This window comes from Streptomyces glaucescens (assembly GCF_000761215.1).
GTDB classification, from domain to species: Bacteria; Actinomycetota; Actinomycetes; order Streptomycetales; family Streptomycetaceae; genus Streptomyces; species Streptomyces glaucescens_B.
The window spans coordinates 783,561-798,566 of record NZ_CP009438.1; the positions used below are offsets into that span (position 1 = coordinate 783,561).

The 15,006-nt window shown below is 73.5% G+C and carries 11 protein-coding genes and 2 pseudogenes; 6 read left to right on the plus strand and 7 right to left on the minus strand.

The genetic code is table 11. From position 1 onward, the window contains the following. Positions 1 to 14: 14 nt before the first annotated feature. Entirely contained in the window at positions 15 to 2,306 is a 2,292-nt protein-coding gene (yicI, locus tag SGLAU_RS03395) for an alpha-xylosidase (RefSeq protein ID WP_043498238.1), read from the minus strand. 445 nt (positions 2,307 to 2,751) lie between these two features. On the opposite strand from yicI, the pseudogene SGLAU_RS33350 reads away from it, so the two are divergent. Continuing rightward, positions 2,752 to 2,922 (plus strand): annotated as a pseudogene (locus tag SGLAU_RS33350) (carbohydrate ABC transporter permease); the annotation flags it as partial. Between the two features lie 178 nt (positions 2,923 to 3,100). Further along, entirely contained in the window at positions 3,101 to 5,293 is a 2,193-nt protein-coding gene (gene katG, locus SGLAU_RS03400) for a catalase/peroxidase HPI (RefSeq protein WP_043498240.1), read from the plus strand. Positions 5,294 to 5,350: 57 nt separating this feature from the next. Here katG and SGLAU_RS03405 read toward each other — a convergent pair whose 3' ends face one another. The 6 genes and pseudogenes from SGLAU_RS03405 to SGLAU_RS03430 all read right to left on the minus strand — a co-directional run bounded on the left by SGLAU_RS03405 (position 5,351) and on the right by SGLAU_RS03430 (position 11,961). After that, positions 5,351 to 6,370, minus strand: coding sequence for a hemolysin family protein (locus tag SGLAU_RS03405; RefSeq protein WP_043498242.1), 1,020 nt, complete (start codon positions 6,368 to 6,370; stop codon positions 5,351 to 5,353). Further along, complete coding sequence (locus tag SGLAU_RS03410) at positions 6,367 to 7,704, minus strand: hemolysin family protein (protein ID WP_043498243.1); 1,338 nt, start codon at positions 7,702 to 7,704, stop codon at positions 6,367 to 6,369. Before SGLAU_RS03410 ends, SGLAU_RS03405 begins: the two co-directional genes overlap by 4 nt. Before the next feature lie 212 nt (positions 7,705 to 7,916). Continuing rightward, positions 7,917 to 8,942, minus strand: a complete 1,026-nt coding sequence (locus SGLAU_RS03415; RefSeq protein ID WP_043498245.1) for a hemolysin family protein — start codon at positions 8,940 to 8,942, stop codon at positions 7,917 to 7,919. Beyond that, positions 8,939 to 10,269, minus strand: a pseudogene (locus SGLAU_RS03420) (hemolysin family protein). The gene SGLAU_RS03415 and the pseudogene SGLAU_RS03420 overlap by 4 nt, the downstream one beginning before the upstream one ends. Positions 10,270 to 10,572: 303 nt before the next feature. Then, positions 10,573 to 11,514, minus strand: a complete 942-nt coding sequence (locus SGLAU_RS03425; protein ID WP_043498247.1) for a M56 family metallopeptidase — start codon at positions 11,512 to 11,514, stop codon at positions 10,573 to 10,575. 6 nt (positions 11,515 to 11,520) lie between these two features. Further along, on the minus strand, positions 11,521 to 11,961 hold the full coding sequence (locus SGLAU_RS03430; RefSeq protein ID WP_043498248.1) for a BlaI/MecI/CopY family transcriptional regulator: 441 nt from the start codon (positions 11,959 to 11,961) through the stop codon (positions 11,521 to 11,523). Positions 11,962 to 12,113: 152 nt separating this feature from the next. Between SGLAU_RS03430 and SGLAU_RS03435 the strand changes: the two genes are divergently transcribed. From SGLAU_RS03435 to SGLAU_RS03450, 4 genes are all read left to right on the plus strand, one after another. Continuing rightward, positions 12,114 to 12,329 (plus strand): twin-arginine translocase TatA/TatE family subunit, encoded by a 216-nt coding sequence (locus tag SGLAU_RS03435; RefSeq protein ID WP_043498250.1) that lies wholly within the window; start codon positions 12,114 to 12,116, stop codon positions 12,327 to 12,329. A gap of 199 nt (positions 12,330 to 12,528) precedes the next feature. Further along, positions 12,529 to 13,476, plus strand: coding sequence for a GlxA family transcriptional regulator (locus tag SGLAU_RS03440; protein WP_043498252.1), 948 nt, complete (start codon positions 12,529 to 12,531; stop codon positions 13,474 to 13,476). Positions 13,477 to 13,628: 152 nt separating this feature from the next. Then, the gene (locus SGLAU_RS03445; protein ID WP_043498254.1) at positions 13,629 to 14,279 is read left to right on the plus strand and encodes a DJ-1/PfpI family protein; all 651 of its coding nucleotides are present in this window, start codon (positions 13,629 to 13,631) and stop codon (positions 14,277 to 14,279) included. A gap of 93 nt (positions 14,280 to 14,372) precedes the next feature. Beyond that, the gene (locus SGLAU_RS03450; protein WP_043498257.1) at positions 14,373 to 14,972 is read left to right on the plus strand and encodes a DJ-1/PfpI family protein; all 600 of its coding nucleotides are present in this window, start codon (positions 14,373 to 14,375) and stop codon (positions 14,970 to 14,972) included. Positions 14,973 to 15,006: the final 34 nt, after the last annotated feature.

A 15,006-nucleotide genomic window follows, 5' to 3' on the forward strand; every position in this document is an offset into this window, starting at 1 on the left:
CCGCCGCCGACGGGTCACCGGCCCGGAGCGGCCGGCCGCCGCAGCGGGACGGTCACCTCCCCCGTGCCCTGCGCGCTCGCGCCGCCGGCGACGCGCACGGTGAACGGCCGGCCGGTGCCGTCCGCGGTGACGCGCAGGACCTCGCCCTCGCGGCGCACGCGGAACACGGCGGCCCGCGCGCCCGTCAGGTCCGGCACCCCGGCCTCGCGGGCGTACTCGGCGGAGGCCGGCGGATGGACGAGCAGGGTCGGGTTGTCCAGCCAGTCGCCGTCGGGCCGCCGGTCGTCGCCGGCCAGGGGCAGGACGGCGCCCTCCCGGACGTACAGCGGCAGGCTGTCGTAGCCGTGCCGTTCGGTGCGCCACGCCGGTCCGGTGACCCGTTCGCCGCTGAGCAGGTGGGTCCAGGTCCCCTCGGGGAGGTAGACCTCGACCTGGCCGTCCTCGGTGAACACCGGCGCGACGAGGAGGTCGGGGCCGAGCATGTACTGGCGGTCGAGCGGGCGGCACGCCGGGTCGTGCGGGAATTCCAGGACCATGGGCCGCATCACCGGCACGCCGGTGCGGTGGGCCTCGACGGCGGCGCCGTACAGGTAGGGCATCAGGCGGTGCTTGAGCAGGGTGAATTCGCGGGCGACGTCGACGGCCTCCTCGCCGAACTCCCACGGCACCCGGTAGGACGACGAACCGTGCAGGCGGCTGTGGGAGGACAGCAGGCCGAAGGCCAGCCAGCGCTTGAAGACCGACGGGACGGGCGTGCCCTCGAAGCCGCCGATGTCGTGGCTCCAGAAGCCGAAGCCGCTCAGCGACAGGGACAGTCCGCCCCGCAGCGACTCGGCCATGGCCTCGAAGGAGGACCAGCAGTCGCCGCCCCAGTGCACGGGGTACTGCTGCCCGCCGGCGGTCGCGGAGCGGGCGAAGACCACGGCTTCGCCGGGGCCCCGCTCCTCGGTGAGGAGGTCGAACACGGTCCGGTTGTAGAGCTGGGTGTAGTAGTTGTGCATCCGCTCCGGGTCGGACCCGTCGTGCCAGACGACGTCGGTCGGGATCCGCTCGCCGAAGTCCGTCTTGAAGCAGTCCACGCCCTGGTCGAGGAGCGGCTTCAGCTTCGAACGGAACCAGGCGCGGGCGTCGGGGCTCGTGAAGTCGACCAGCCCCATGCCGGCCTGCCACAGGTCCCACTGCCACACGTCGCCGTCCGGCCGGCGCACCAGGTGCCCGAGCGCGGCGGCCTCGTCGAACAGCGGGGACTTCTGCGCTATGTACGGGTTGATCCAGGCGCTGACCTTCAGCCCCTTCGCCTTGAGCCGGGCGAGCATGCCCTCCGGGTCGGGGAAGACCTCGGGGTCCCACTGGAAGTCGCACCACTGGTACTCGCGCATCCAGAAGCAGTCGAAGTGGAAGACGGACAGCGGGATGCCGCGCTCGGCCATGCCGTCGACGAACGACATCACGGTCGCCTCGTCGTAGTCGGTGGTGAAGGACGTGCTGAGCCAGAGCCCGAACGACCAGGCGGGCGGCAGGGCCGGGCGGCCGGTCAGGGCGGTGTAGCGGGTGAGGACGTCCTTCGGGGTGGGGCCCGCGATGACGTAGTACTCCAGCGTCTGGTCCGCGACGCTGAACTGCACCTGCCCGACGGACTCGGAGCCGATCTCGAAGGAGACCGCGCCGGGGTGGTTGACGAAGACGCCGTAGCCGCGTGAGGACAGGTAGAAGGGGATGTTCTTGTAGGCCTGCTCACTGCTGGTGCCGCCGTCGGCCTGCCAGACGTCGACGACCTGGCCGTTCTTGACGAAGGGGGTGAAGCGCTCGCCGAGTCCGTAGATCTGCTCGCCGACGCCGAGGGCGAGCTGGGCGAGGACGTGGTGGGTGCCGTCGGCGGTGGTGGCGAAGGCGGTGCCCTTGCGGCCGGCCCGGGTCACCTCCCGTCCGTCCGGGTCGTGGAAGGTCAGGGTCCACGGGGCCGCCCGGTCCAGGCGCAGGGTCAGTGCGCCGCTGGTCAGCTCGGTGACGGTGCCGTCCCGGCGGACCTGGCCCGCACCGCCGGGCTCGGCCGCGAGGGCGAAGTCCGGTCCCGGGCGCAGCCTGCCGGCGTGATGGGTGACGCGCACTCCGATGACGCCCTCGGCGGGCGAGAAGCAGTCGACGGTGAGGAGCGGCGCGTTGAGCGTGTCGCCTCGGTGTCTGACTTTCTGCGCGGAGGCGTGGGCGGTGAAGCGCTTCGATTGAACGCGCACGTCACGGACCTCGGTGGCGTATGCGACCTGGACGCCGTCACGGATGCGCCAGAACCCGTTGGTGAACTTCATGGTCTTCCTCGGGGGGAGCGGGACTGTCGGCGGGGACTGCGGAGACTGTCGCCCGGGGAGTTGGATCGTACACAGCGGACACCGGGGGCACCCCCTGTTCATGCGAATTTTCTCCCCGCTGAACAGGCACTTTCTGGATGTGTGACCGATCGGGCGGTCGTGGGGAGCGTGGAAGAAGTCGTGTACGGGTCTAGCGGGGCACCCGGGGACTGGCGTATTGGTCATCTGGCCGAACAAAATCTCCGGCGGGGAGGCCGGGCACGTCCGACAGCAGGGACCGCCGTGTATCGAAGCGCTTCAACCACTGCCGCGCCACGGTCCCACTCGCCGCCGTCTGCCTCCTGGTGGCAGGCCTGACCGGATGCGCCCGGCAGCGCGACGGCCACGTCCACACCGTGCTGAACTCCTCGACCGACGAGAGCTACCACCGCTGGGACGCCGAGGCGACGAGGTCCAGCCGATCACGCTCGGCATCCACCAGTACATCGGCGCGCACGTCGGCGACCGGGGTGCGGTGATGGCCGCGTCCGTGCTGTCCGCGGTGCCCGCGGCGGTGCTGCTCGTCCTCGCCCAGAAGTACATCGCCGCGGGCCTGCCCGGCGGTTCCGCGAAGTGACCCGCCCCCGCCCCGCCCCAGGGGCGGAAAATGTCCGCGCCTTCTCGTACGTTTGTTGTGCGTGAATGCCCTGCGTGTTTCACGGCGGCACGGTCCGCGGTGCGCGACGATACGAATCGCGGCCCTGTGAACTCCGACATCACACCATTCCACGCAGCAGACAGGAAGAAGGACGGGCATGTCCGGCAGCGAAAGCGAGAACCCAGCAATCCCCTCCCCGACGCCCACGCCCACCCGGCGGCCGCGGACGAACCGGGACTGGTGGCCGAATCAGCTGGACCTCCAGGTTCTCCACCAGCACTCGCCCCGCGCCAACCCGATGGAAGACGACTACGACTACGCGAAGGAGTTCGCCGCCCTCGACGTCGAGGCGCTGAAGCGTGACGTCTTCGAGGTGATGACGGCGTCCCAGGACTGGTGGCCCGCCGACTACGGTCACTACGGCCCGCTCTTCATCCGGATGAGCTGGCATGCCGCGGGCACCTACCGGATCGCGGACGGCCGGGGCGGCGGCGGCAGCGGTGCCCAGCGCTTCGCCCCCCTCAACAGCTGGCCGGACAACGCGAGCCTCGACAAGGCGCGCCGGCTGCTGTGGCCGGTCAAGCAGAAGTACGGCCGAAAGATCTCCTGGGCGGACCTTCTGGTTTTCGCCGGGAACTGCGCCATGGAATCCATGGGATTCAAGACGTTCGGGTTCGGTTTCGGACGGGAGGACATCTGGGAACCCGAGGAGATCTTCTGGGGACCCGAGGACACCTGGCTCGGAGATGAGCGTTACAGCGGCGACCGGGAACTCACCGGTCCTTTCGCCGCCGTGCAGATGGGCCTGATCTACGTCAATCCGGAGGGCCCCAACGGCAATCCGGATCCGATGGCCGCCGCGCGGGACATTCGCGAGACATTCGGCCGAATGGCGATGAACGACGAGGAGACGGTGGCGCTCATCGTCGGCGGCCACACCTTCGGCAAGTGCCACGGCGCGGTCGACCCCAGCTACATCGGGCCGGAACCCGAGGCCGCCCCCATCGAGCAGCTCGGCCTCGGCTGGCGGAACACCTACGGCAGCGGCAAGGGCCCCGACGCGCTCACCAGCGGGCTGGAGGGCGCGTGGACCTCCGCCCCGACCAGGTGGGACAACGGCTACCTGGACAACCTGTTCGGGTACGAGTGGGAGCTGACGCGCAGCCCCGCCGGCGCCCACCAGTGGACCCCGACGGACCCGGCGGCCCGCGACACCGTGCCCGACGCCCACGACCCGGCCAGGCGGCACGCCCCCATGATGCTGACGACGGACATCGCGCTGCGGGTGGACCCGGTGTACGGGCCGATCTCGAAGCGGTTCCACGAGAACCCCGAAGAGCTGGCACTGGCCTTCGCCAAGGCCTGGTACAAGCTGCTGCACCGCGACATGGGTCCCCTCTCGCGCTACCTCGGCCCGTGGGTCCCCGAGCCGCAGCTGTGGCAGGACCCGGTTCCCCCGGTCGATCACGAGCTGGTCGGCGAGGAGGACATCGCCGCCCTCAAGAGCACGGTCCTCGCCTCGGGGCTGCCGGTCTCGCGGCTGGTCACCACCGCCTGGGCGTCCGCGGCGAGCTTCCGCGGCACCGACAAGCGCGGCGGGGCCAACGGAGCGCGGATCCGGCTCGCCCCGCAGAAGGACTGGGAGGTGAACGCCGTTCCCGAGGTGACCGAGACGCTGCGGGTGCTGGAGGGCATCCAGCAGGACTTCAACCGTTCCCGGACGGACGGCATCCGGGTGTCCCTGGCCGACCTGATCGTCCTCGGGGGGTGCGCGGCCGTGGAGCAGGCGGCGCGCGACGCCGGTTACCCCGTCACGGTCCCGTTCGCGCCGGGGCGGACCGACGCCTCGCAGGAGCAGACCGACACGGACACGTTCGCCGTGCTGGAACCCAAGGCGGACGCGTTCCGCAACTACCTCCAGCCCGGCGAGAAGCTGTCGCCGGAGACCCTGATGCTGGACCGCGCGAACATGCTGACGCTGACCGCGCCCGAGATGACGGTGCTGATGGGCGGGATGCGCGCGCTGGACACCGGTTACCAGGGGTCCGCGCACGGTGTGTTCACGCACCGGCCGCAGACGCTGACCAACGACTTCTTCGTCAACCTGCTCGACATGGGCACGGAGTGGAAGGCGTCGGTGTCGGACGAGAACGTCTACGAGGGCCGGGACCGCGCCACCGGTGAGGTGAAGTGGACCGCCACCGCCGTCGACCTCGTCTTCGGCGCGCACTCCCAGCTGCGCGCCGTCTCGGAGGTGTACGCCGCGAGGGACGGCGGCGAGAAGTTCGTGCGCGACTTCGTGGCCGCCTGGGACAAGGTGATGAACCTCGACCGGTACGACCTCCGCTGAGCCGGTGTCCCGGCCGGCCGCTCGCGGCCGGCCGGGACGCTCCGCCGCGGGAGGCCGTCACGCCCGCTGCGGCTGGAGGTAACGGGCCAGCAGGTCGTCCAGGCTGACCATGCCGGTGAGCCGGCCGGCGTCGTCGCGGACCACGGCGAGCGAGGCACGGCGCCGGCGCAGCAGGTCGATGGCGTCGGCGACCGTGGCGCCGCCGGTCAGCTCGGGTACCGGGCGGGCCAGGGAGCGGGCGCTGGTGGTCCGCCCCCGGGCACGCGCGACCAGGGCGTCGCGGGCGTGCACCGAGCCGAGGACGGTGCCGCGTTCCCGGACCAGCAGCCGGGTGCGGTCGTCCGCGGCGGCCCGGCGCAGGATCTCGTCGGCGTCGGCGCCGCCGTCCACCCAGGTGATCTCGGTGGCCGGCACCAGCAGCTCCCGCACCGGGGTCTCCGGCTCGGTCAGCGAACGCGTGAGCAGCTCCGAGTCCGACTCGCTGATCAGTCCGAGCCGTTCGGACTCCGCCACCAGGTGGGTGAGCTGCTCACGGTCGTGCACCGCGGCCAGCTCGTCGCGCGGGGTGACCCGGCACAGCCGTACCAGCGCGTTGCTCATCCGGTTCAGCACCCGGATCAGCGGGCGCACGGCCGTCACCACGGCCCGGAAGGGCGGGGACAGCAGCATCGCCGAGCGCTCCGGACGGGCGATGGCCCAGGACTTGGGGGCCATCTCACCGACCACCATGTGCAGGAACACCACGACGATCATGGCGACGGCGAACGCGACGCCGTAGCTCACCGCGCCGGGCAGTCCCAGCTTGTGCAGCAGCGGGTCGAGCTCGTGGGAGATCGCGGGCTTGGACACCGAGCCGAGTCCCAGGGTGCAGACGGTGATGCCGAGCTGGGCGCCGGCCAGCATCAGCGACAGTTCGCGCATGCCGGCCAGGGCGGCCCCGGCGCCGCGCCGCCGCTCGGCCGCCGCCTTCTCGATGCGGTGCCGTTTGGCGGCGACCAGGGCGAACTCGGCCGCCACGAAGAACCCGCTGCCGATCAGCAGCAGCACGGTCACGAAGACCGCGGTCGGGAAGCTCATGCGCTGTCCTCCGGCTTCCCGGCGAGCCGCTCGATCCGGACCCGCTCCGGCACGTGCCGGTCCAGGGTGCGTACGTCGATGACCGCGCCGCCGCCGTCGGGCAGCTCCACGGTGATCCGGTCCCCGATGGCCGGGAAACGGCCGAGCCGGTCGACGATCAGGCCGGCCACGGTGTCGTAGTCCTCGTCCCCGGGCAGCTCGACGCCGGTCGCGCCGGCCACCTCGTCGAGCCGGCGGCCGGCGTCGACGAGCCAGCCGGGTCCGTCGGCGACGGCGACCTCGGTGACGGTGTCGGACTCGTCGGCGATGTCGCCCACCAGTTCCTCGGCGATGTCCTCGTACGTGACGATGCCGGCGACGCCGCCGTGCTCGTCGAGGACCACGGCGAACTCGTCGTCGCGTTCGCGCATGCGCTCCACGGCGTCCGGCAGGGGCAGGGTGTCCGGCAGCAGCAGGGGACGCCGGGCGACCGTGCCCGCCGTCGTCCCCGCGAGCCGGCCGGCGGGCAGTGCCATCAGCTCACGGACGCCGAGGACGCCCGCGACGTCGTCGGGGTGGTCGCCGAGGACGGGGTAGTTGGAGTGGCCGTGCCGGCCGATGAGGCCGACCGCCTCATCGGCGGTGGCGTCCTTGCGGACGAAGACGGCGTCGACGCGCGGCACCATCACCTCGTCCAGCGTCCGCTCGGAGAACTCCAGCGCGTGGTCGAGCAGGTCGGCGGTCCCGCGCGGCAGGTGCCCCTGCTCGTGGGACTCCCCGATCAGCTGGCCCAGCTCCTCCAGGGTGGCACCGTGGTGCAGTTCCTCGACCGGCTCGATGCCCACCCTGCGCAGCAGCCTGCCGGCCGCCCCGTCGAAGATCCGCACGACCGGGCCGACGACCCTCAGGTACGCCAGCGTGGACGCGGCCAGCGACCTCGCCAGCCGCTCCGGGACGGCGATGGCGAGGTTCTTCGGAGCCAGTTCGCCCAGCACCATCTGCACCGCCGTCGCCAGCACGAAGGCCAGCACGACCGAGAGGCCGGTGACCACGCCGTCGGGGAGCCCGGAACCCGCCAGCGCGGGCCTGAGCAGCGCCGACACGGACGGTTCGGCGATGAAGCCGACGACCAGGCCGGTCACCGTGATGCCGAGCTGCGCGCCGGAGAGCATGAACGACAGCCGCTCCAGCACCTTCAGGGCGCGGGCGGCCTTGCGGTCCCCCGCCTGGGCCGCCCGGGCGAGTGCCAGCCGGTCGGCGGAGACGTACGCGAACTCCTGGGCGACGAAGTAGCCGGTGCCCGCGGTCAGCACGAACACGGCCAGCACGCCCAGCCACGCTTCCACGGCACTCATCGAACACCGTCCCGCCGTGTGCCGTGCTCACGGGGTTCCTGGCGGGACGGTCGGGGACTGTGCCCCGAGGGGTCCGTCGGTCTGGCGGACAAGCAGCGACTCCTCGTCTTGGTAGGTATCCGGACAACGATTCCGGCCGAGATTTCGTTCCCGGTCCGGCCGCCCGCCGCCTCCGGGGCGGCGGGCGCGGCCGGGCGAGCGGTCCCCGGGTGTCAGGCGGAGGCCGGAGCCGCCGGGCCGACCAGCTCGTCCAGGACGTCCTCCATCGTCACGAACCCGATCACCCTGCCGCTCGCCCCGACGACGGCGGCGAGGTGGCTGCCGTCGGCGCGCAGGGCGGTGAGGGTGTCGTCCAGCGGGGTGTCGATCCGGACGCGGGTGACCCGGTGCAGGGCGGCCCGCGGGAACGGCCGGTCGCGGTCGGTGACGCCGAGGGTGTCCTTGATGTGCAGGTAGCCGAGGAGGGTGCCGTCGGGGCCGGTGACCGGGAAGCGGGAGAACCCGGCCTCGGCGGCCGTGCGCTCCAGTCCCGCCGGGGTGATCGACGCGTCCACGGTCCGCATCTCGCGCACCGGGACGAGGATCTCGCCGACCGGCCGGGTGCCCAGTTCCAGCGCGTCGCGCAGCCGCTCGCCGTCGGCGGGCGTCAGCAGCCCGGCCTCGCTGGCGTCGACGACCATGCGGGCGAGCTGGTCGTCGGTGAAGGCGGAGGCGACCTCGTCCTTCGGCTCGACGCGCAGCAGCCGCAGCAGCGCGTTGGCGAGGGCGTTGATGCCGAAGACGACCGGCCGCAGCGCGCGGGTGAGGCCCACCAGGGGCGGGCCGAGGAGCAGCGCGGTGGCCACGGGCGCGGCGAGCGCGATGTTCTTGGGGACCATCTCGCCGATCAGCATGTGCAGGTAGGTGGCGAGGGCCAGCGCGATCACGAACGCGACCGGATGGACCAAGCCGTGCGGAAGGTGGACGGCCGTGAAGGCGGGTTCGAGCAGGTGGGCGATGGCGGGTTCGGCGACGGCGCCGAGCACCAGCGAGGAGGCGGTGATGCCGAGCTGGGCGGTGGCCATCATCGCGGAGAGGTGCTCGAGGCCCCACAGCGTCATCCGGGCCCGCTTGTCGCCGTCCTGGGCGCGCGGCTCGATCTGGCTGCGGCGGACCGAGATCAGGGCGAACTCGGCGCCGACGAAGAAGGCGTTGGTGAGCAGCGTCAGGGCGCCGATGGCGAGCTGCACGGCGGTCATCGGGCGTCCTCGGCGAGGTGGGCGGTGCGGGCGGGGGCGGTGATCCGTATCCGGTGGGCGCGGTGGTGGGCGACCTCCAGGACCTCCAGCCGCCAGCCGTCGAAGTCGAGGACGTCGCCCTTGACGGGGATGCGGGCGAGACGGGTGGCGAGCAGGCCGGCCACGGTCTCGTACGGCCCCTCGGGGGCGGTGAGTCCCGTCTCGGCGAGCTGGTCGAGGCGTACGCCGCCGTCGGCCTCCCACACCTCGCGGCCGTCGCCGGTGCGCGGGGCGGGCAGCAGGTCGGGGGTCTCGACGGGGTCGTGCTCGTCGCACACCTCGCCGACGACCTCCTCGACGATGTCCTCCACGGTCGCCACACCGGCCGTGCCGCCGTACTCGTCGATGACCACGGCCATGGTGCGGCCGGCGCGCAGCCGCTCCAGCAGGCGGTCGGCGGGCAGGCTGTCCGGCACCAGCAGCGGCTCGGTGGCCAGCGCGGTGACCGGGGTGAGCGCCCGCTGCTCCGGGGGCAGGGCGAGGACGTCGCGGATGTGCACGCTGCCCACCACCTCGTCGAGGCTGTGGCGGTACACGGGGAAGCGGGACAGGCCGGTGGCGTGGGTGAGGTTGGCGGCGTCGGCGGCCGTCGCGTGCACTTCGAGCGCCTTGACGTCGACGCGCGGGGTCATGACGTTCTCCGCCGTCAGCTCGCTCAGGTGCAGGGTGCGCACGAACAGTTCGGCGGAGTCCGCCTCCAGGGCGCCCTCGGCGGCCGAGTGGCGGGCGAGCGCGACGAGTTCCTCGGGGGTGCGGGCGGACGCCAGCTCGTCGGCGGGTTCCAGGCCGAAGCGGCGGACGAAGCGGTTGGCCGTGTTGTTGAGGTGGCGGATGAACGGGCCGAACGCGGCGGTGAAGCCGCGCTGGGGCCCCGCCACCACCTTGGCGACGGCCAGCGGCCGTGAGATCGCCCAGTTCTTCGGCACCAGCTCGCCGAGCACCATCAGCACGACGGTGGACACCAGCACGCCCAGCACGGTCGCCGCCGGTGAGGCGGCGCCGCCCAGCCGAGCGCCCGCAGCGGGCTGCGCAGCAGCGCCGCGAGGGACGGCTCGGCGAGCATGCCGATCACCAGGGAGGTGACGGTGATGCCGAGCTGGGCGCCGGAGAGCTGGACGGTCAGCCGGCGTACGGCCCGCAGGGCGCCGTCGGCGCCGCGTTCCCCGGCTTCGGCGGCCCGTTCCAGGTCGGCGCGCTCCACGGTGGTCAGCGAGAACTCGGCCGCGACGAACACCGCGCAGGCCAGGGTGAGGAGCAGTGCCAGCAGGAGCAGCAGGACCTCGGTCACCGTGCCACCCCCGCTCCCTCACCCGGATGAGGACCGCGCGGGACGGCACGGCTGGTACTGGGAGGCTCACCCATCGGGAACCTTCGCTCCTTCTCTTCGGGACGTGGGGGAAACAGGATCGCCTGCTTCTACATCCACTGTAAAGGACTGATGGTTTCTACACGACTGTAGAGACGGGGTCGGCGGCGCCGACGGCCACTTCGACGCCGGCGAGCAGGCCGTGGTCCGCGAGGCTGCTTCGCGCTCGGTCCGCCGCCGCACGAGTCCGGCCCCTGACGGACCCGGCCCGGCGCGGGGCACCCCTCAGAGCGGGGTCGCGGCGTGCAGGACGAGGGCCAGCGTCACGGCCGAGTTGGCGGAGGACATCGCCGACACGGCCGTGCCCACGGCCGCCGTCCACGCCGCCAGACCCACCGCGGTGAACGCCGGCGGCCAGTTCCCCACCGCGGGCGCGGGGCCGAGCAGGGCCGCGACCCGGCGCGGCACCGGCCCGGGCGCGGCGAAGCCCGCCAGCGTCGGCACGGGCGTCCCCCGGGAGACCAGCGCCGCCTTGCCGATCGCCCGGGCCACGACGCGACGGTCACCGACCACGCGGGCCGCCTCCTCGTCCGCCCAGCGCTCCGCCGTGTACGACACCGCCGTACGCAGCGGCCGCAGGAACGGGTTGGCCCGCGCGGCCAGCTGCACCACCAGCAGGAAGCGGTGGTGCCGGGCCGACAGGTGGGCCCGCTCGTGCGCGAACAGCGCGCGGCGCTCGGCCGGCCGGAGTCCCGCGAGCAGCCCCGTGGTGACGACGACGCGGCCGGTCCGGTCGCGGGCGCCGCCGGGCAGGGCGTAGGCGTACGGCGTGTCGTCGGGCAGGACGGCGACCGCGGTGCCGGGGAGACCGGCGAGCGCCCGGTGGGCGCGGCGCCGTACGGTCCGGTGCCGCCGCAGCAGCCTGCCGCAGGCCACGGCGACCACCAGCAGCGCGGGGATGGCGAGCTTCCCGGCCACCTCGTCCTGCGGGACGGCCGCCCGCACCTCGGGGTCCGACCATCCGTCCGGCAGCGGGTTGCCCGGCAGCTGTGCGGTGCCGACCACCACCAGCAGGCCCAGACAGACCGTGCTGCACAGCGCCATCACACCGGCCACCCCCGTCAGCAGCCGGGTGGCGACGCGCGGATGCAGGTGCTGCTCGGCGAGCCGGGCGATCGGCCAGGCGGTCAGCGGCAGGACGAGCGGCAGAAAGACGAACACCCCCATGCGGCTTCAGTCTTCCCCTTCGCCCGCTTCATCCGCTTCCCGCGCGTCGTGCCCGCCCGCCCCCGCCGGCGCGTCGCCCTTCGCACGGTCCAGCAGGCCGCGCAGCAGCCGCTCGTCGTCCGCGTCCAGCCCGGTGACGAAGCTGGCCAGGACCGCTTCCCGGTCGCTCTCGGCGTCCAGCACCTTGCGCATCCTGCGGGCGGCGAGACCCGCCTCGTCCGCGGCGGGCGTCCAGGCGAAGGACCGGCCGGCCCGCTCCCGGGTGACCGCGCCCTTGGCCATGAGCCGGGTCAGGATCGTGACGACGGTCGTGTAGGCGAGCCCTCCGCCGAGCCGCTCCTGCACCCAGCCGGCCGTCGTGGGACCGTCCGCCTCCCGCAGCGCGGACAGGACCTGTGCCTCCAGCTCGCCCTGCCCCCGCCGCCGGGGACGCCGCTGATCCGTCACGTCCCGTCTCCCTTCCGCCGACGCCTGCGTCACGAGCGGTACATCGTAAACCGCGAGGCAGGGGCCACTGTCCGGGTTTTCCACCGTGCTGTAGCTTGCCTTCGGGGGTCCGCGTCGCGGGCCCGGACCGCACCCGCCGAAAAGGGAACGCAGTGTTCGGACTGAGTGAGCTGGCCGTCGTCCTCATCGTCGTCATAGCCGTGATCGCCGCGAAGAAGGGCCCCGAGCTGGCCCGGTCGGCCGGCAAGGCGGCGCGCATCCTCAAGGCGGAGCGCGGGGCCATGAAGGACGCCGGGGAACCGGCCGCGCCCCGGGTGATCCGCGGCGAGGCGCAGACTCCCGCAACGCCGCACCGCCCGCAGGACTGAGACACCCGGCCCCGCCCGGCGGACCCGGCCGCCCGCGCCCGCCGAGGCCGTCCGGTCGCCGGATCCGGTCGTCCGCCCGGCGGCCGGCGACCGGACCCGGGGGCGTCCCGTCGACCGTGCCCGGCTCCCGGCTCCCGGCGTCGTGCGGTGCCCCGCCCGATCCGGCCCGGCCGACGAGACACCCCTAGACTCCGGTCGCATGCAGGTGGTTGCGGTTCTCGCGCTCGACGGGGTGTCGGCCTTCGATCTGGCCATCCCCTGCCAGGTGTTCGCCTTCGCCGCCCGGGAGGACGGGACACCGGCGTACGAGGTGCGGGTGTGCGCCGACCGGCCGCTGCCGGCGATGGCGGGCCCGGCACAGCCGTTCAGCATCTCCACCCCGTACGGCTGGGACGACGCCCTCGACGCGGCCACCGTCGTGGTGCCCGGCATCCCCCACGACAGCGTCCCCGATCCGCGGGCCGTCCGGTTGCTCAAGGATGCGGCGGCCCGCGGGGCGCGCATCGCCTCCATCTGCACCGGCGCCTTCGCCCTCGGCCACGCCGGGCTCCTGGAGGGCCGGCGCGCGACCACCCACTGGCGGTTCGCGGACCGGCTGGCCGAACGCTTCCCCGGAACGCGCGTCGACCCGTCCGTGCTCTACGTCGACGAGGGCCAGGTGCTCACGTCGGCCGGGATCGCCGCCGGCCTCGACCTGTGCCTGCACATGGTCCGCCGCGACCACGGCGCGGCGGTCGCGGCGGCGGTGGCGCGCCTGCTGGTGATGCCGCCGCAACGGACCGGCGGCCAGGCCCAGTTCATCGAGTACCGGGCGCCCGAGGACGACGCGGCCGACCTCGGTGACACCTTGCAGTGGATGCGCGGCAAGCTGAACGAGCCGCTCGGCCTCGCCGACATCGCCGCGCACGCGATGATGAGCCGCCGCAGCCTGTCCCGGCACTTCCGCGCCCAGACCGGAACGACCCCGCTGCGCTGGCTGCTCGCCCAGCGGGTGCAGCGCGCCCGGGAACTGCTGGAGACGACGGCGCTGCCGCTGACGAAGGTGGCCGACGAGACCGGCTTCGGCTCCGTCGAGGCGCTGCGCCACCACTTCACCCGCCAGGTCGGTACGACCCCCTCCGCGTACCGGGACGCCTTCCGCGTGTGAGCCGCGGGGTCCCCCGGGCGGGGCTGGCCGCATCTTGCGCACGATCGGCCCGCACGCCGGTGTCGTCGCCCACCGGCCGCCGGAAGACTGAACGCGTTCCCGCTCCCGCCGGCCGCCGGACACCGCGCTGCCACGCCCACCCGGAGACGCCTATGTCCACCCCTGTCAGGGACCCCGCCCCACGCCCGCGCACCACCCACCGGACGCGGCGCCCGCTGCGTGTCCACACCGTGCTCTACGACGGCGTCGAGGAGCAGGACTTCGCCGGTCACGTCGAGGTGTTCGGCATCGCCGGCGAGGATTTCGTCGCCCAGTCGTTCGTGCACGTCGAAGGGGTGCGGCGGGTGCGGACGGCGGCCGGCATGGAGGTCGTGTGCCGCGACGCCTGGTCACCCCGCTCGGCCGACGTGATCATCGTGCCCGGCGCGGGGTACGGCGACGGCTCCGCGCTGCAACGGGAGATCCGGCGCGGCACACTGCCCCGCGCCCTGCGGGTGGCTCCCCGAACGGGCCTCGTCCTGGGGGCGGTGTGCACGGGCACCATGCTGCTGTCCGCCGCCGGACTGACGGCCGGACGCCGGTGCACCACCCACCACATCGCCCAGGAGGACCTGCGGCGGGAGGGCGCGCAGGTGGTCGCCGGCCGGGTCGTCGACGACGGCGACCTCGTCACCTGCGGCGGCGTCACCTCCGGCATCGACCTCGGGATCTGGCTGCTCGAACGGTTCCTCGGACCGGACACGGCCGTCTTCGCCGAGGAGGTCCTGGAGTACCAGCGCCGGGGCACCGTCAACACCCGCTGACCCGCCCGTCGCGGCGCCCCGCGAACCGGCGCGACCGTCACCCGCCTCCGGCGCCGCTCCCCCGCGGCCGCCCCGACACCGAACGGCTCGGCGATGACCACCTACGGCATCCTCCTCTTCGACACCGCGGAGGAACTCGACTTCGCGGGCCCCTGGCAAGTCTTCACCACCTCCGCGGCGCTGCGCGACCGCGCCGACACCGCGCTGCTCCTCGCCGAACGCCCCGGCCCGGTGCGCTGCGCCAACGGCATGCGTGTGCTGCCGGACCGCACTCTCGACGACCACCCCCCGCTCGACGTCGTGCTCGTCCCCGGTGGCTCCGGGGCGCGGGAGACCGAGCCGCACGATCCGCACGTCACGCGATGGCTCGCCGACCGGGCGGCGCGGGCCCAGTGGGTGGTCGGAGTGTGCACCGGCGCCTTCCTGCTGCACGCCGCCGGACCGGCGCGCGGCCGCCGGGTGGCCACGCACCGGCAGTACGAGGCGGCCCTCGCGGCACGCGGGGACGTGTCCGACGCCCGGTACGTCGTCGACGGCCGGCTCCTGACCAGCCAGGGCGTCTCCGCGGGGATCGACGGGGCGCTCTGGCTCGTCGGCCGGCTGCACGGCCGCGACCACGCACGCGCCGTGCGCCGCGAGCTCCAGTACGACCCGGCGCCCCCGTACCTCGCCGACGAGCCCCTCGCCGGCTGACCGGCGGCCCGCCCGGCCCCGGGGCGGCCCGCTC

What these genes read in the sequence shown, in the direction of transcription:
- katG (WP_043498240.1), top strand. Translation starts at nt 3,101, where the DNA reads ATGTCCGGCAGCGAAAGCGAGAACCCAGCAATCCCCTCCCCGACGCCC.
- SGLAU_RS03415 (WP_043498245.1), bottom strand. Translation starts at nt 8,942, where the DNA reads ATGACCGCCGTGCAGCTCGCCATCGGCGCCCTGACGCTGCTCACCAAC.
- yicI (WP_043498238.1), bottom strand. Translation starts at nt 2,306, where the DNA reads ATGAAGTTCACCAACGGGTTCTGGCGCATCCGTGACGGCGTCCAGGTC.
- SGLAU_RS03450 (WP_043498257.1), top strand. Translation starts at nt 14,373, where the DNA reads ATGACCACCTACGGCATCCTCCTCTTCGACACCGCGGAGGAACTCGAC.
- SGLAU_RS03405 (WP_043498242.1), bottom strand. Translation starts at nt 6,370, where the DNA reads ATGAGCTTCCCGACCGCGGTCTTCGTGACCGTGCTGCTGCTGATCGGC.
- SGLAU_RS03425 (WP_043498247.1), bottom strand. Translation starts at nt 11,514, where the DNA reads ATGGGGGTGTTCGTCTTTCTGCCGCTCGTCCTGCCGCTGACCGCCTGG.
- SGLAU_RS03440 (WP_043498252.1), top strand. Translation starts at nt 12,529, where the DNA reads ATGCAGGTGGTTGCGGTTCTCGCGCTCGACGGGGTGTCGGCCTTCGAT.
- SGLAU_RS03445 (WP_043498254.1), top strand. Translation starts at nt 13,629, where the DNA reads ATGTCCACCCCTGTCAGGGACCCCGCCCCACGCCCGCGCACCACCCAC.
- SGLAU_RS03410 (WP_043498243.1), bottom strand. Translation starts at nt 7,704, where the DNA reads ATGAGTGCCGTGGAAGCGTGGCTGGGCGTGCTGGCCGTGTTCGTGCTG.